Origin of the sequence: Haloechinothrix halophila YIM 93223 (assembly GCF_000504245.1) — a bacterium.
GTDB classification, from domain to species: Bacteria; Actinomycetota; Actinomycetes; order Mycobacteriales; family Pseudonocardiaceae; genus Haloechinothrix_A; species Haloechinothrix_A halophila.
In genome coordinates this window covers 841,702-857,666 of the sequence record NZ_KI632509.1, presented here as the reverse complement: position 1 = coordinate 857,666, position 15,965 = coordinate 841,702, and the positions used below count along the sequence as shown (strand labels likewise).

Below are 15,965 nucleotides of genomic sequence, written 5' to 3'. Positions count from 1 at the left end.
ACCAGCAGAACCGGACGAAACGGACGCAATGTGGTCGCAGCGCGCAGGAAGTAGATCAACTCCGGCGGAGGACGCCGACCGCGTGTTCACTCTGGGTTCCGTTCGAGTTCGTCAATCACGGGAGTATCCAGTGTCGCGTCTGCCTGGTGTCGTCACGTTATCGGCCGACACCGTTGGCCAGCCGGGCAACTTGCCGCGCCACTGCTCGCGACACGGCCTCCCCGCTGTCCGACAGCAGGACTTCGTCCTCCAGTCGAAGGTGAAGCTCGAGGGAAACCGGGCGCTCCTCCAGTCGAACGTGATCGGCATGAGCGAGCGGCTCAGTGATTATGGAAAGAAAGTACGCACCGCGGACGTCAAGGGATGGCCACTCTGCCGGAAGTGCACCAGAAGCAGGGCACTGTGGCTGGCTGTCGCGTCCGTCATGTTCTTCGGCGGGCTAGCGACGTTCGTTGGTTCACTGGTGGTGGCTGCGGTCGCCGACGACATGCAGTGGCTGGGCGGCGTAGCCTTCGCCGCTTTCGCCGTGCTGCCCCTGGCCGCGTTCCCGTTCTCGCTGGGTAGTTTGCCCCGGCTGACCGGAGCGAGAACCTCTCCCGACGGCGCCTCAGTGATCATCGAGCAGCCGAGCCAAGCTTTCGCGGCGGAACTGCCGCCCGCGCAGTAGCGACCAAGGCGCTGAACGACGTCCGCCGTACCTAGCGGTGAAGGCGGTTTCCGCACGCCCTCGACGGCAGCGCTAGCCGATGTAGGAGATCTTCCAGCCGCCCCGCTCGCGCTCCAGGTTGTAGGAGTTCGTCTTTTCCGGATCGGTGCCGTTGCGCTTGGCGATCAGCTTGTGGCTGACGACCGCTTCCTTCCCCTTCTTCGTGACATCGACGTCAGCGGGCGCGAACTTCAACGACGACAGCTTGGTCTTGCCGAGTTCGTCGTGCAGCTGGCTGATTCCGCCGGGGCAGGTGCTCGCACCGGGGTTCTGCGCGTAGACGCCCCGCAGTTCGGACGTCAGCTGCGCACAGGCCCGCTTGCCGTTGTCGGCGTCGACCGCCTTGTGGAAGGTGTTGATCACGTCGACGATGGTCTGCTCCGGCTCGGGCGGCGCTGAGGTCGTCGTCTCCGGTGTCGGCGGCGCGGCCGACGTCGCCGCCGCATCCGAACTAGCCGCTTCCGTGCCGCCAGCCTCGTCGTCACCACAGCTCGCGAGCGCCGCCGCCGCGGTGAGCAGCAACGCGGTCAGTACCACACGTGGAGAAGTAGACACCCGATCTGTGTAGCACGCGGACCACGTCCTGGCAGGTGGACGTGACCGGCCGCATAGATCGACGGCGCAGGTCACAACCGCGGGCACGGCGGCGAGCGGCCCCTGTGCGGGTGGCGTTACCCTGCACCCGTGCGCGTCCTGGTTATCGGCTCCGGAGCCCGTGAGCATGCCATCGTCCTTGCCCTGTCCGCCGACCCGCAGATCTCGGCGCTGGCCTGCGCGCCAGGCAACGCGGGCACGGCCGCAATGGCGGAGTCGCAGGCCGTCGACGTGAAGGATCCGGATGCGGTGGCGGCCCTCGCGACGCGGTGGCAGGCCGACCTTGTCGTCATCGGCCCGGAGGCCCCGCTGGTCGCAGGCGCCGCCGACGTCGTCCGCAAGGCAGGTATCGCCTGCTTCGGGCCATCGCAGGCCGCCGCACGCATCGAAGGCTCGAAGGCGTTCGCCAAAGACGTCATGGCTGCGGCCGGGGTGCCGACGGCGACGTCCGAAGTCGTGGACAACCCGGCGCACCTGGACGCCGCGCTCTCCCGGTTCGGCCCGACCTGGGTGGTCAAGGACGACGGGCTCGCCGCGGGCAAAGGCGTCGTCGTCACCGGCGACTACGACGAGGCGCGCAAGCACGCGCTGACGCTGCTCGACGGCGGCCACCCCGTGTTGCTTGAGAGCTTCCTCGACGGGCCGGAGGCGTCGCTGTTCTGCTTCGTGGACGGCACCACGGTGCGACCGCTGCTGCCCGCGCAGGACTTCAAGCGGGTCGGCGACGGCGACACCGGCCCGAACACCGGCGGCATGGGTGCCTACGCCCCGCTGCCGTGGGCGCCGGACGACCTTGTGGACGACATCGTGACGCGCGTCGTGCAGCCGGTCGTCGACGAGCTGGCCAACCGGGGCACGCCGTACTCCGGCCTGCTTTACGCGGGCCTCGCGCTGACCAGCGACGGCCCGCAGGTGGTCGAGTTCAACTGCCGGTTCGGCGACCCGGAGACCCAAGCGGTGCTGGCGTTGCTGCGCAGCCCGCTCGCGACGCTGCTGCACGCCACGGCGACCGGCACGCTTGCCGACCAGCCACCGCTGGAGTGGGCCGACGGCGCGGCGGTGACCGTCGTGATCGCGGCGGAGGGCTACCCGGGGATTCCGCGCGTGGACGACGTCATCACCGGCGCCGACCTCGCCGGGGTGCTGCACGCGGGCACCCGACGGCGCGACGACGGCGCCGTTGTCTCCAGTGGCGGGCGGGTGCTAGCCGTCGTTGGCACCGGTAGCGACCTCGCGGCGGCCCGCGAGCAGACGTACGAACGACTCGCATCGGTGCGTCTCCCCGGCGGGCATCACCGCACGGACATCGCGAGTGCCGCCGTCAAGGGCGAGATCGCGCTGCCCGCGAGTTCGTCGTAACCGGTCCCAGCAGGGGCGCGAGCTTGGTAACCTCGCTTGGCGAAGGTGTCCGGCTACCGTCCGTAGGCGCAGGGGGTTCGCGGTATGTCAACGTCGAGCGAGCAGGACAGCGGCGGCACGCCGCTGACGGGCATCGGTGGCACCACGCTCGCCGCGACCGGCACCACTCGCCTGACGGTCGATCCGGACCAGGTGCTCGCCGCCGCGAAGATCGTCTCCGACCAGGCGGACGAACTGAGCGCCGCGCTGATCGAGCACGAGCTGTCGATGCGCATCGACCCGCCATCGGAGAACCAGGTCAGCGGCTACGTGGCTGATGCGTGGAATGCCGCCGTCGTCGACAACGACGATTCGCAGCTCGCGCAGGCCAAGGCGTACCTGCGCACGCTGCACCAGCTCGCGCTCCGGCTCAGGGAGGCCGCCGAGCGCTACCAACTCGACGACGAGGCGTCGGCGGCGGCGTTCGAGGATCGCAGTGCGCACTGGTGACGGACCGGTCGCGATGGCCATGATCACCGCTGTCACGCTCGCCGGATGTTCTGGCGGGCAGGATGCCGCGCCGCCAGCACCCGAGACGACGCGGCAGGACGCGGCGCACTCCATCGCCTCGCTGCCGCAACGGCCAGCCGAGCTGCGGGTGGACGGGCTCGACCCGTGCGCGCTGTTCGGCGCGAGCGCACTGAACGAACTCGGCATCACACAACGTCCGAAGCGCCGGAACGGCAAGGACGGCACCACCTGCGTGCTCTCCCAGCAGCAGCTGGAACCGGTCTACGACCTGCACGTCGTGGCCATGCCAGGCGACGGCGTAGCGAACTGGATCACCGGCGACCGGGCCCGGCCGGGCACGATGGCCGCGACGCCGATCACCATCGCTGGGTTTCCCGCCGTCAGGGTGTTCCCCGGCGAGCAGCGCGACGGCCACTGCGACGTCGTGGTCGGCGTCGCACAGGGGCAGGCGTTACGGGTGCGGTTCGGCACCAGCTACCCGGACGAGATACCGCACGAGCGCGCGTGCGCGCTATCCGAGAAGGCAGCGACCACGGCGGTCGGCGCGCTACAGGGGAAGGGGTAGACGCCATGCACACCAGCGCACTCGACAAGGTCAGGCAACTGCGCTTCGAGGGTTACAGCGTGGGGATGCTCGCCCTCGAGATCGACCTGCTCCGCGAGGGGCGCGGCACCGGCAGCATGTCGAACGCGGTCGACGCGCTCGCCAGGGTCGCCACCGCGCTGCGCAACACCGACGACACGCTGCGCGCCGAACTCGGCAAGCTGGGGATCGAGTGGCGCGGCGAGGCGTCGACGATCGCCCAGGACGTCATGATGACCAGCGCGAACTTCGCCGAGGACGCCACCGACAAGATCAATGAATCGTCGCAGGCCGCGTTCGGACTGAGCGAGGCGTTCCAGCGCGCGCTGAACACGCTGCCGGACTCGCGGACGCTGCGGGAGGGTGCCGACGGCCTCGGCACGATGGACGTTCTCGCCGACCTCATCGGGCATGAGACCGATCACGCGGCCAAGGTGCGCGCCGCGAGCGCCGCCCGCGACCAGGCCGTCGACGCGTTGAACCACCTCGCCAGCACCTGCGCGGATGAGCTGGCCAGCGTCAGGCAGCTCAGCGAGCCGGGCGCGATCGTGCTCGACCACGGTCAGCCGCCGCCCGCGCAGCCGGACACCGGCGCCGGGGCCGGGGCCGGGTACCAGACGATGGCGGCAGCGGCGGAGTCGGTGTCCGGGCCGGACGGACGCCCTGGTGGGCTGCCGACCGCCCCGGTGAACGCGGGTCCGCCGTCCGATGGATCGCCGTCTGGTCCGAACACGACGACGGGCGGCGCGCCGTCGGGTGGCGCCCGGACGGGGGGTTCCGGCTCCGGGCCTGGCGGACCCGGATCGGGTGACTCGGGCTCAGGTAGCTCTGCTTCGGAGTCCGGTGGCGGTGGCCGGCCGTCGTCGGGTGGGTCCGACTCGGGTGGCTCCGGCGAGTCCGGGTCCGGCGGTTCCGGGCCGATCGGCGGCGTGACCGACCCGATGACCGGCTCGGTGGAGGGGAGATCCGGCGCGCAGCACGCGTCAACGATGGACGGGCCCGGGGACTCGCTCGGCGCAAGCGGCGCGGGTGGCTCCGGTGGCGCCTCGCCCGGCGTCACGGCTGTTCCGGGCACGTCCGGTCCCGGTGCGTCCAGCGCACCGATTGGCGGCACCACCGCACTCGGCGGTGGCAAGACCGCCGAGCTGCTCGCCACGGGCAAGCTCAGCGGCGCGACGGCGCAGGGCCAGCCACAAACCACGCTCACCCAGGGCCAAGACGTCACGACCGCGGTACCCGTCGCGGACGAAGACGGCATCGCGGCCGCGGCGACGGCCATCGGCGCCGCGGCTGTCGCTGGTGCGATGAGCGCCGAACCGGACCGGGAACGCCGCGGCAATCCCTACGACGTCGCGGACGACACCGACCAGACCTCCCGGCACGAGTTCGACGTCGGCGTCATCGAGGACCAAGCCGAGGCGAACGCCGTCGCGGAGATCGAACCCGATGCGGGTCCGGACACGCCCGCCTATCTGGAGCACGCCGCGCCGCAGGCTCCGTCCGACGCGCGGGTGCGCACCCACGGCATCGACGACGCGGACCTGTTCGCCGATGACCGGATGGTCGCGCGCGACACCATCGGTGAGGACCCGAGCAACGCCTACCGTGACGACAGGCAGGACAGCCCGTGACCGACACCCCCGTTTCGCTGTCGACGCTCGAACTGGATGTCGTGTGGGAAGCCGAGCGGTTAGGACCCCGGCATGTCGCGCTGGGCGTGCCAAGCCCGGGGACGACCCACACCGAACGCGCCGATTTCGTCGACAAGGCGTGGGCCGCACTCGAGGGACGTGGCCTCGCCCGCGACCGCAGGGTCGCAGGCACGCTGCTCGACCAGCTCGGGTTGCTCGCCAACCCGCAGCGCTGCGTCGACGTCTGGCTGTGGGCGGAACACCGGATTCACGGCCTCGCCGCGAGCAGCGGAAACGACGCGGTGCTCGGCCTCGTCGACGGCGACGAGTTCTGGCTCATCCCGGCGCGGGCGGACACCCTCGCCGAGTCGGCGGTGTCGGTGGCCGGCGATCTGCCTGCCGGGGTCGGGCAGTCGGTCACACTGCCGCACGCGCTGCTCACCGAGGCGGCCGTGCAAGCGCGCGGGGACGCGCACGCGCTCGTCGGCGCGCTGCAAGATCGTGGTCTCGATCTGTTCTCGGCGCAGGAACTGGCGGGCATGCTGCTCGGTACGGTCGCGAAAGGACAGTTCGGCGTCGAGCGCGTGACCCGTTCCGGTGTGCGGGAGCACGCGAGCCATGTCGTCGCCTGTCACGACACCGACGCGGGCCGCTATCTGATGGCGGTCGAGCGCAACAGCGACGGCGAGGACTGGTGCACCGTCGCCCCCGCGGACAATGCCCTTCTCGCCGAGCGTGTCTGGGAGTTGCTGCTCGACACCGACGCCGACCACTAATCGCGAGACGGTGCGAATCGCGGCACATCGCGACCTCCTAAGCTGCCGGGCATGGCTCATCCCGCATTCCCCGGTCCGTCCGTCCGCGCTGACGTCGCGCCGTTTCACGTGATGGAGGTGCTGGCCGCGGCATCAGCGCGGCAGCGCACGCATGGCGACGTCGTCTCGTTGTGCGCGGGACAACCGGCAGCTGGCGCGCCGAAGTCGGTGCTCGACGCGGCGGGCACCGCGCTGGCGGAGGGCGATCTCGGCTACACCGAACAGCTCGGTATCCCGGAGCTGCGCGAGGCCATCGCAGGCCACTACGCGCGCCGCTACGGCTTCACCGTCGACCCGGGCGACGTGATCGTGACGACCGGATCGTCGTCAGGGTTCCTGCTGTCGTTCCTTGCCGCGTTCGACACTGGCGCACGGGTCGCCATGGCCCGCCCCGGCTACCCCGCCTACCGCAATCTGCTCGCCGCGCTCGGCTGCGAGGTCGTCGAGTTCCCCACGGGGGCGGCGACCCGGTTCCAGCCGACCGTGGCACAACTGGACCAGCTCGGCGATATCGACGGCCTGATCATCGCCAGCCCCAGCAACCCCACCGGAACCACGCTGGCCGCCGACGAACTGGCCGCGATCTCCGACTGGTGCGCGGCTCACGGCGTGCAGTTGATCAGCGACGAGATCTACCACGGCATCACCTTCACCGAGGACGCCGACGTAAGCGCATGGCAGCACGGACGCGAGGCGATCGTGCTTGGCTCTTTCTCCAAGTACTTCGGCATGACCGGCTGGCGGCTCGGCTGGATGCTGGTGCCGAAACGGCTGCACCGCGCGGTCGAGGTCCTGGTCGGGAACTTCACCATCTGCGCGCCCGCGTTGTCGCAGCGCGCGGCGGTGTACGCCTTCACAGACGCCGCTTACGCCGAACTGGATAGCCACGTCGAGCGGTATCGGGAGAACCGCGACATCCTGCTCGACGGGCTGCCGCGCATGGGCATCGACAAAATCGCTCCGGTGGACGGCGCGTTCTACGCCTATGCCGACGTCTCCGAGTTCACCACCGACAGCCTGCGCTGGTGCCAATGGCTGCTCGACGAGACCGGGGTGGCGATCACACCGGGCGTCGACTTCGATCCGGTGGACGGCGGGAAGTTCGTGCGGTTCTCGTTCGCCGGGTCCGCCGACGACCTCACCGAATGCCTGCGGCGGCTGGAGCCCGTGCTGCGCGGATGAGCCCGGGTGACTTCGCCGGGCAATTGTCCGCGAGAAACCGACAAACGCCATCAAATCAGGCGCGGATCGCGCAAGGTGCCCGGCGAAGTCGGGATTCACCGGGTGACCCGGAAATAACCCGGAGATTCGCACGGAATCCGAGCTTCGCGCCGGATGTGGTGGCAGGGTTGAGGTAGCGACGAGGCGGGAGTCATCGCACATACCGGAGGATGCGCATGTTCTGGAAGATCGTCGGCGGGCTGATCGCACTGTGGCTGGCCATCACCGTGATCGGCTTCGTACTCAAGGGCCTGTTCTGGCTCGGCGTGATCGGCGGCGTGGCGTTCCTGGCCACTGCGGCGTACAGCGCCATCAAGGGCAGCGAGAACCGCAAGCAGATCCGCTCCTGACTCACGCGTCACTGCCGCCGGAGACGACTGGTCCGGCGCAGCCGATGTCAGGCCTACGCGGACGCGGGCTCGTGCCGCCGATCCCGGCGGGCACGCTCTTCCCCGATGCGGCGCAGCACCTCGTCGATCTCCGCCGTGGTCACGTCCCGGTGCGTGACAAACCGGACCCTGCCCGCCATCGGCAGCGCCAGCACGCCGATCTCCCGCAGTGCGGTGAGCGTGGCAGGCACGTCGGCGACCCCGGCGAGCACGATATTCGTCTCCGGCTGCGCGACGTCCCAGCCGAACTCGCGCAGCCCGGATGCCAGCCGCTCGGCGTTGGCGTGATCCGCCGCGAGGTCGTCGAGATTGTCCAGCGCGTGCAGGCAGCCAGCGGCCACGATGCCGCCCTGGCGCACACCGCCGCCCAGCATCTGCCGCATCCGCCGCGCCTGTTCGATGAACGCGACGCTGCCCGCGACGGCGGAGCCCATCGGCGCGCCGAGCCCTTTCGAGAAGCACACCGACACCGTGTCGGTACCCACCGTCAGTGCGGCGGGCGGGACGTCGAGCGCGACGGCGGCGTTCCACAGCCGCGCGCCGTCCAGGTGCACCGCGAGTCCGGCATCACGCGCGGTAGCCACCAGCTGCGCGTGTTCGTCAGGTGGGGTGACGGCGCCACCAGCGGCGTTGTGGCTGTTCTCCAGGCACAACAGCGTGGTGCGCAACATGTAGTACGGCGCCTGCCTCGCACCAGCGGTCAGCCGCCGGATCGCGGCGGACGATGGCCTGCCAGGCCCCGCATCGGTGTCGATCGGCTCCGGCATGCCGCCAGCCAGCCATGCGGCAGAGCCGAGTTCGTTGGTCAGCACGTGTGCGCCACGCGGCGCGAGAAACTTGTCACCCCTGCGCAGATGCGTGCTCAGCGCGATCAGGTTCGCCATGGTGCCGGACGGCGTCCACAGCGCCGCCGGTTTGCCGAGCAGTTCCGCCGTGCGTTCCTCCAGCGCGCGGACCGTGGGGTCAACGTCGATGACGTTGTCCGCGACGTCCGCTGCCGCCATGATCGCTCGCATGCGTTCATCGGGCTGGGTAACGGTATCGGAACGAAGGTCGATCATGGCGCTCGCTGCGAAGGTCACAGTTCGATCACATCACACAGCGTTGTTGATGGCAATACCGATGATGACCTGGAACGGTACACCGGTGTTGTTCATGGCCCTCGGCAGCCGTGCAACGCCGGACCGGCCGCGCTACGTCCTTACTGGTATGCCGGACAGAGTGGAGCTCACCGCGCGTGGATCAACAGGAGGAACAGGAGTTCGCGAAGTACTTCACGGACCGACGCGAAGCCGTGCGCAGGACCGCGTACCTGCTGTGTGGCGACTGGCATCGGGCCGACGACCTGGCGCAACTCGCGTTCGTCGCGGTACACCGCAAATGGCGCAAGATTCGCGACAAGGGCGCGCTGGACGCCTACGTACGCCGGACGCTCGTCCGGTCGGTAATCGACGAGTCCCGGCGGCCGTGGCGCAGGGAGCGCTTCGTTGACGACGTCCCGGAACCGCCCCCCGCGGCGACGAACTTCGACACCCAGGTCGTCACCCGCGAAGCGCTTCTCGCCGGGCTGCGTGAGGTGCCGCCGAGACAACGCGCGGTGCTGGTGCTGCGGTACTTCGAAGGTCTCGACGTCGCAACGACGGCGACGGCGCTCGGCTGCACGGAGGGCACGGTGAAGAGCCAGACCGCGCGCGGACTCGCCGCACTGCGGGACGCGCTCGATGAGGAGGTGAACGTCCATGGATGAGCGCGAGCTCACGCGGCTGTTCCAGGACGCTGCCGACGACGTGCCTCCCGCATCGTTCGACGTCGACGACGTCGCGGCGGCATCGCGCAGGGCGACCGCGCGGCACCGGATGCGCATCGCGGCGGTGACGTCGATCACGGCAGTCGTGCTCGGCGGAGCGGGGATCATCGGCGTGACCAGCCCGTTTTCCGATTCGGGCAGCAACGAGGTGGCGTCGGCGCCGGCTCAGCTGGAAGCGGAACCAAATGCGGGGCAACCCGACCGGCAGGACATGCGTCTAGAGGACGGTGATTCCCGAGAGTCGCAGTTGGAGCCGTCCAAGCAGGGGGATGGCGCCGCTGTGGCCGAGGCCGACAAGCTAGGGATCACCGGCACCGCAAGGTGCGACGAGGTCGACCGAGAGCTCGCCACCGCCCTCGCTGGCGAGCTTTCGGTCGTCCCTGACGATGCCGTTCCCGGGCGGCTCTGTTCCGATGGCGGTAACGCCGCGTTCCGGGTCAGTGATGGCGATATGACCGGCCTGGTCATGGTGGCGCACGTGCCGGATCGCACCACGACGACGATCACGATGCCCACTCCGACGGCAGCAGCGACCGCACGCGCGGCGTCCCGCGGCGTCGTTGTCGTGGCGAGCGTGCCAACCGGCGGGTCATCGACGGCGCCGTTCGCCGCGGACATGCAGCGCATCGCGGACGCCATCGCGGCGTCCCGGTGACATCCGGCGTGCGGAGCGAACGGCGGAAACCAGCCACGACGGGACGAGCTGGCAAGATATCCGGCCATGACGACAGCAAGCACACCCAAGGGAGAGCGACGTCGAGCCGCCCTCGTTGAAGCGGGTTCCCAGCTGCTCGTCGAAGGCGGGTTCGACGCGGTGCGGCACCGGGCCGTCGCGGAGCGCGCCGGCCTGCCACTGGCGTCGACCACGTACTACTTCAGCTCGCTCGACGACCTGGTGACCGCCGTCGTCGAGCGCCAGGGACGGCAAGAGCTGGAACGCGGCAGGCGGCAGCTCGACGAGCTCGCGAGGCGACACCGAGGTATCGACACCGTCGTCGAGCTGGTGCTGGACATGCTGCTCGGCTCGAAACGCGCGGACACCGCTGCCGACGCGGAGTCCGTGTTGTCCCGATACGAACGGCTGGTCGCGACCGGCCGCAGGCCGTACCTGCGCCCGCTGATGAGCACGCTCGGCTCCGAGCTGCGCGCGCTGCTCGCCGAGATTCTGTCCCGCTCCGGCATGTCGGTGTCGGACGCCGAGCTGGAGAGGCTGATCGCGCTGGTCGACGGCGCCGTCGTCAACGCACTGATCGAGATCTCACCCGACCCACGAGACGCCGCCGCGAAGATGCTCCGCGCTGAGCTGACCACGTAAGGCCCCGTCCCGCCTCCGACCCCGGCCTGGCCGCGAGTCTCACCTTATTCCGCGCGAGTCTCACCTTGTTTGCCGCGAATTGCACCGACGAGGTCACGAGTCCCCCTTGAGGAGCCGCGAGTTCCGCGATCTCGTGCCACGAATTCCGACCTCCGAAGCCGCGTGCTCTGACTTCCCGCCCGCCGAAGGCGCAACTCGGCCCAAACAAGGTGCAACTCAGCGCGATTAAGGTGAGACTCGGAGTCGACAAGGTGGGACTCGCGGCACCACAGCTGGGGACTCGCGCTGGGCCGTTTACGCTGAGACCGTGACAGACAAGCCGCGCATTCCGAACGCCCTCGCAGGCCGCTACGCCTCCGCCGACCTGGCGACTCTCTGGTCCCCTGAGCACAAGGTCGTGCTGGAGCGCGAGCTGTGGCTCGCCGTGCTGCGCGCGCAGTCCGAGCTCGGCGTCGACGTCCCGGACGGCGTCATCGCGGACTACGAGCGGGTGCTGCACGACGTCGACCTCGACTCCATCGCCGCGCGCGAGCGAGTCACGCGGCACGACGTCAAGGCGCGCATCGAGGAGTTCAACGCGCTGGCAGGGCACGAGCACGTGCACAAGGGCATGACGTCGCGCGACCTGACCGAGAACGTCGAGCAGCTGCAGGTGCGGCGCTCCCTCGAACTCATCCGGAACCGGGTCGTCGCGGTGCTTGCCCGGCTGTCCGCGCTGGCCAGTGAGCACGCCGAGCAGGCCATGGCCGGCCGGTCACACAACGTCGCCGCGCAGGCGACCACGCTGGGCAAGCGGTTCGCCACCGCGGCCGACGAGCTGCTCGTGGCGTTCGAACGCCTTGCGGAGCTGATCGCGCGCTATCCGCTGCGCGGCATCAAGGGTCCGGTCGGCACCGCCCAGGACATGCTCGACCTGATGGGTGACGAAGCCGCGCTGAACCAGCTGGAACAGCGCGTCGCCGCCCACCTCGGCTTCGAGCGGGTGTTCACCAGCGTGGGCCAGGTCTACCCGCGCTCACTCGACTACGACGCGGTGTCCGCCGTGGTCCAGCTCGCGGCAGCACCGTCCAGCCTGGCGAAGACGATCCGGCTGATGGCGGGCCACGAGCTGGTGACAGAGGGCTTCAAGCCGGGCCAGGTCGGGTCGAGCGCCATGCCGCACAAGATGAACACCCGGTCCTGCGAGCGGGTCAATGGCCTCGCGGTGGTGCTGCGCGGCTACGGCTCGATGGTCGGCGAGCTGGCTGGCGACCAGTGGAACGAGGGCGACGTGTCCGACTCGGTGGTGCGCAGGGTCGCGCTGCCGGACACGTTCTTCGCAGCGGACGGGCTGTTCGAGACGCTGCTGACGGTGCTGGACGAGTTCGGCGCGTTCCCCGCCGTGATCGACACCGAGCTGGCCCGCTACCTGCCGTTCCTGACGACGACGAAGGTGCTCATGGCCGCGGTGCGCGCCGGGGTCGGCAGGGAGACGGCGCACGAGGCGATCAAGGAGAACGCCGTCGCCGCCGCGCTGGCGATGCGGGAACAGGGCGTCGAGAACGACCTGCTCGACCGGCTCGCCGCCGACGACCGGCTGCCGCTGGACAAGGCAGCGCTCGACGCGCTGCTCGCCGACCCGCTGTCCTTCACCGGGGTCGCTCCGGCGCAGGTCAAAGCGGTCGTCGAGCGGGTGGACGCGGTGGTAGAGCGCTACCCGGACGCCGCAAAGTACAGCCCGGCGCCGATCCTGTAGCGCGGACGACTCCACGCGCTAGGAGTACGGCCCTGAGATCACACACTCCGGGAAGTGCCCGCGCACCAGGCCGAGCTTGGTCGCCGCCGACGCGCCGTTGATCGCCAGCGCCAGCATCCCCGCGGAGTCGACGAGCAGGATCAGCTCGCCGTTCTCGACGTCCTCGAAGGTGCGACCGACGACGACGATGTGCCGGGCCTCGCCCATGTGCAGGGTGACCTGCTGTCCCTCGACGAACCCGGCGTCGGCGATGGTGTCGCCGCGCGCGGCGAGCTGGATGTTGCCGAAGTGGTCGGTCGTCAGCACCTCGGTGGTGATCGCACCTGGCCGTACCGATGGCGCTGGTGCCGTGACCCGCTCCAGGTCCCGGACGTCGATGGGCGGCCCAAGCCGTTCCGGCGGGACACCGGCGGCCAGATGCGCCGCGGCCGGGGCGAAGATGTCCCTGCCGTGGAAGGTGGCGGAGACCTCGGGCAGCCGGTACGCCGGTTCGGTCAGCTCGTAGGCCGCGGTCGCGCCGCCGAGTTCGGTGGCGGCTGGCAGCAGCAGCCCGTTGTCCGGGCCGACGAGCAGGCCGTCGCGCGCGACGACCGCCACCGCTCGCCGCGTGGTGCCGACGCCGGGGTCGACGACGGCGAGGTGCACAGCTGGCGGCAGGTAGTCCACCGCTTGCGCGAGTGTGAACGCGCCGTGTCGTATCTCACCTGGTGGCACGGTGTGCGTCAGGTCGATGATCCGGGCGTCCGGAACGATCCGCGCGATGACTCCGTGGCAAATACCGACGAACGGGTCATCGAGCCCGTAGTCGGTGGTGAATGAGATCCACTGGTACGGCATTCGTCCTCCCCGACCACTATGACGCAGCATTCCGCGCTTGAGAAGCGCTGGTCCACTGCCCGCTCAGGCTGTCAGCGTCTCGCCGGATTCCAGCACCCGCACCTCGGTGCCATCCGGGGCGAGGTTGGTGAACAACCCGTAGTGCATCTGCGGGTAGGCAAGCACCGCTTCGTGGATCGGCACCGCGATCCTCGGCCCGACAGCGCGCAGGAAGTCGATCGCCTCGGACGCCTTGAGCCACGGCGCGCCGGTCGGCAGCCCCAAGACGTCGATGCGCTGTTCGGGCACGTGGAACGAGTCACCGGGGTGGTAGAACGCGCCGCCGTCGATCAGGTAGCCGACGTTCGCGACGCACGGGATGTCCTTGTGGATGATGGCGTGCTCGCCGCCGACGACCTGCACTGTGGTGTCGCCGATCCGCAGCGACTCACCGGGGTAGGTGGTGTGGGAGTCGAGGCCGAGCTTGGCGACGGTCTCCTGCGTACCGGGGTCGGTGATCAGCCGCGCGCCTGGGTTCGCCGCGAGCAGGGTGGGCAGCTTCTCGGCGTCGATGTGGTCGTAGTGCTGATGGGTGATCAGCACCGCGTCCAGGTTCCGCTCGGACTCGAAGCCAGACGAGAACGCGCCAGGATCGATCAGCATGCGGGCCGATTCTGCCTCCACCAGCACGCAGGAATGCCCGAAATGCGAGATGCGCATCTCTCCGACGTCCTCCTCGGTTCGGCGCCGCCCGACCGTCAAGCCTACGAGCGCCCCACCTGGGTCGCCAAGGTCCGAACGGGGACTACCTACACCCTGTTCGGCTCGCCATCGAGTGGCATGCTGAACTCAGCGGACTGTGATATGCGAACTGTTGGCAATCAGTCAACAGTAGGGCATGCTCGAGCCCGTTCGACACACTCGCGATGGAGGCACCGATGGCCACCGTGCTGCCAGAAGGCACCACGAACGACACCGCTGAACAGCGGACGTTCGACTCCCTCAACCCGGCGACCGACGAGGTGCTTGGCACCTACCCGATAACGACGCCAGCCGAGGTGGACGCCGCCGTCGCGCGGGCGCGCGAGGCCGCGACGTTCTGGGACCAGCTCGGATTCGCCGGACGCGCGCAGCGGCTGCGGAAGTGGAAGAGCGTCATCACCCGGCGGCTGCCCGAACTGTGCGCGCTGGTGCGCGCGGAGACCGGAAAGCCGGAAGGCGACGCGCAGCTGGAGATCGTGCTCGCCATCGAACACATCGAGTGGGCGGCGAAGCACGCCAAGAAGGTGCTCGGCCCGCAACGGCGTTCGCCCGGCCTGCTGCTGGCGAACAACGCGGCGAGCGTGGAGTACCAGCCGCTGGGTGTCGTCGGCGCCATCGGCCCGTGGAACTACCCGGTCTACACCCCGCTCGGCTCCATCACCTACGCGCTCGCGGCGGGCAACGCGGTGGTGTTCAAGCCGAGCGAGCACACGCCAGGCGTCGGCAAGTGGCTGGTCGACACCTTCGCGGAGGCCGTGCCCGAGCAGCCGGTGCTGCAGCTGATCACCGGCTTCGGCGAGACCGGCGCCGCGCTCGCCGCCAGCGACGTCGACAAGATCGCCTTCACCGGTTCGGCCGCGACCGGCAAGAAGGTCATGGCGACGGCGGCGCAGCGGCTGACGCCGGTGGTCATCGAGGGCGGCGGCAAGGACGCGGTGCTCGTGGACGCGGATGCGGACCTGGACGCCGCGGCCGACGCGACGGTGTGGGGCGCATGTGCGAACGCGGGGCAGACCTGCGCCGGTGTCGAGCGGGCCTACGTGCACGAGAAGATCTATGACGACTTCGTGGCCAAGGTCGTCGAGAAGGTGAGCTCGGTGCGCGGCGGATCGGACGACGACGCGCAATACGGGCCGATGACGATGCGCTCGCAGATCGACGTCATCCGACGGCATGTGGAGGACGCGCTGGCACGCGGCGGCAAGGCGGTCTACGGCGGGCTCGACTCGATCGGCGAGCGCAGTGTGCAGCCGATCGTGCTGGTCGACGTCCCGGAGGACGCGGCGGCCGTGCGCGAGGAGACGTTCGGGCCGACAGTGACCATCGCCAAGGTCCTGGACATGGACGAGGCCGTGGCTCGGACCAACGACTCGACCTATGGGCTCGGGTCGGCGGTGTTCACGAAGGGCAAGGGCAGCAAAGGCACTGACATCGCGCGGCGACTGCGGACAGGGGCGACGTCGATCAACGCGCCGCTGTCGTTCGCTGGGATCGCGTCACTGCCGTTCGGCGGGCACGGCGACTCCGGCTTCGGGCGGATCCACGGGCCGGAGGGGCTGCGCGAATTCGCGCGCCCGAAGGCCATCGCGCGGCAGCGGTTCTCCCCGCCGCTGTCCCTGACGTCGTTCTCTCGCTCGAAGGCGACGGAGAAGCTGGTGGCGCGGATGATGCGGGTGCTGCACGGGCGGTCCCGCTAACCGGCACGGCGCAGGGAAAGCGTCA

The 15,965-nt window shown here is 69.7% G+C and carries 17 protein-coding genes; 13 read left to right on the top strand and 4 right to left on the bottom strand.

What is annotated here, in order from left to right:
* The first annotated feature begins 130 nt into the window (after positions 1-130).
* The gene (locus AMYHA_RS03950; protein WP_034268057.1) at positions 131-667 is read left to right on the top strand and encodes a hypothetical protein; all 537 of its coding nucleotides are present in this window, start codon (positions 131-133) and stop codon (positions 665-667) included.
* A gap of 72 nt (positions 668-739) precedes the next feature.
* Here AMYHA_RS03950 and AMYHA_RS03945 read toward each other — a convergent pair whose 3' ends face one another.
* A complete protein-coding gene (locus tag AMYHA_RS03945; RefSeq protein WP_157361790.1) occupies positions 740-1,261 on the bottom strand; it encodes a hypothetical protein in 522 nt (173 codons plus the stop codon).
* A gap of 129 nt (positions 1,262-1,390) precedes the next feature.
* On the opposite strand from AMYHA_RS03945, the gene purD reads away from it, so the two are divergent.
* The 7 genes from purD to AMYHA_RS27345 all read left to right on the top strand — a co-directional run bounded on the left by purD (position 1,391) and on the right by AMYHA_RS27345 (position 7,769).
* Positions 1,391-2,659, top strand: coding sequence for a phosphoribosylamine--glycine ligase (purD, locus tag AMYHA_RS03940; RefSeq protein ID WP_034268053.1), 1,269 nt, complete (start codon positions 1,391-1,393; stop codon positions 2,657-2,659).
* An 84-nt stretch (positions 2,660-2,743) separates the two neighbouring features.
* Positions 2,744-3,148 (top strand): type VII secretion target, encoded by a 405-nt coding sequence (locus AMYHA_RS26805; RefSeq protein ID WP_034268050.1) that lies wholly within the window; start codon positions 2,744-2,746, stop codon positions 3,146-3,148.
* Positions 3,135-3,734 carry a DUF3558 domain-containing protein gene (locus tag AMYHA_RS25505; RefSeq protein WP_051399520.1) on the top strand — a complete coding sequence of 200 codons (600 nt, stop codon included), beginning with the start codon at positions 3,135-3,137 and terminating at the stop codon, positions 3,732-3,734. Before AMYHA_RS26805 ends, AMYHA_RS25505 begins: the two co-directional genes overlap by 14 nt.
* A 5-nt stretch (positions 3,735-3,739) precedes the next feature.
* Entirely contained in the window at positions 3,740-5,383 is a 1,644-nt protein-coding gene (locus AMYHA_RS03925; protein ID WP_034268047.1) for a PPE domain-containing protein, read from the top strand.
* The gene (locus AMYHA_RS03920; protein WP_034268045.1) at positions 5,380-6,159 is read left to right on the top strand and encodes an ESX secretion-associated protein EspG; all 780 of its coding nucleotides are present in this window, start codon (positions 5,380-5,382) and stop codon (positions 6,157-6,159) included. The genes AMYHA_RS03925 and AMYHA_RS03920 overlap by 4 nt, the downstream gene beginning before the upstream one ends.
* 51 nt (positions 6,160-6,210) lie before the next feature.
* Positions 6,211-7,380: a pyridoxal phosphate-dependent aminotransferase gene (locus tag AMYHA_RS03915; RefSeq protein ID WP_034268042.1), complete on the top strand. Its 1,170-nt coding sequence runs from the start codon at positions 6,211-6,213 to the stop codon at positions 7,378-7,380.
* Positions 7,381-7,595: 215 nt separating this feature from the next.
* On the top strand, positions 7,596-7,769 hold the full coding sequence (locus AMYHA_RS27345) for a hypothetical protein (protein ID WP_034275722.1): 174 nt from the start codon (positions 7,596-7,598) through the stop codon (positions 7,767-7,769).
* A 53-nt stretch (positions 7,770-7,822) separates the two neighbouring features.
* Here the strand turns inward: AMYHA_RS27345 and AMYHA_RS03905 are convergent, their stop codons facing one another.
* A complete protein-coding gene (locus AMYHA_RS03905; protein ID WP_034268039.1) occupies positions 7,823-8,869 on the bottom strand; it encodes a threonine aldolase family protein in 1,047 nt (348 codons plus the stop codon).
* Positions 8,870-9,045: 176 nt separating this feature from the next.
* On the opposite strand from AMYHA_RS03905, the gene AMYHA_RS03900 reads away from it, so the two are divergent.
* The 4 genes from AMYHA_RS03900 (at position 9,046) to purB (ending at position 12,665) form a co-directional block, all read left to right on the top strand.
* Positions 9,046-9,555 (top strand): SigE family RNA polymerase sigma factor, encoded by a 510-nt coding sequence (locus tag AMYHA_RS03900; RefSeq protein ID WP_034268037.1) that lies wholly within the window; start codon positions 9,046-9,048, stop codon positions 9,553-9,555.
* Complete coding sequence (locus AMYHA_RS03895) at positions 9,548-10,270, top strand: hypothetical protein (protein ID WP_034268034.1); 723 nt, start codon at positions 9,548-9,550, stop codon at positions 10,268-10,270. Before AMYHA_RS03900 ends, AMYHA_RS03895 begins: the two co-directional genes overlap by 8 nt.
* A 66-nt stretch (positions 10,271-10,336) precedes the next feature.
* The gene (locus AMYHA_RS03890) at positions 10,337-10,930 is read left to right on the top strand and encodes a TetR/AcrR family transcriptional regulator (RefSeq protein ID WP_034268031.1); all 594 of its coding nucleotides are present in this window, start codon (positions 10,337-10,339) and stop codon (positions 10,928-10,930) included.
* Positions 10,931-11,237: 307 nt separating this feature from the next.
* Complete coding sequence (purB, locus tag AMYHA_RS03885; protein WP_034268029.1) at positions 11,238-12,665, top strand: adenylosuccinate lyase; 1,428 nt, start codon at positions 11,238-11,240, stop codon at positions 12,663-12,665.
* An 18-nt stretch (positions 12,666-12,683) separates the two neighbouring features.
* Here purB and AMYHA_RS03880 read toward each other — a convergent pair whose 3' ends face one another.
* Complete coding sequence (locus AMYHA_RS03880) at positions 12,684-13,502, bottom strand: SAM hydrolase/SAM-dependent halogenase family protein (RefSeq protein WP_034268026.1); 819 nt, start codon at positions 13,500-13,502, stop codon at positions 12,684-12,686.
* A gap of 63 nt (positions 13,503-13,565) precedes the next feature.
* Positions 13,566-14,201 carry an MBL fold metallo-hydrolase gene (locus tag AMYHA_RS03875; RefSeq protein WP_034268024.1) on the bottom strand — a complete coding sequence of 212 codons (636 nt, stop codon included), beginning with the start codon at positions 14,199-14,201 and terminating at the stop codon, positions 13,566-13,568.
* A gap of 218 nt (positions 14,202-14,419) precedes the next feature.
* On the opposite strand from AMYHA_RS03875, the gene AMYHA_RS03870 reads away from it, so the two are divergent.
* The gene (locus AMYHA_RS03870) at positions 14,420-15,940 is read left to right on the top strand and encodes an aldehyde dehydrogenase family protein (protein WP_034268020.1); all 1,521 of its coding nucleotides are present in this window, start codon (positions 14,420-14,422) and stop codon (positions 15,938-15,940) included.
* Positions 15,941-15,965: the final 25 nt, after the last annotated feature.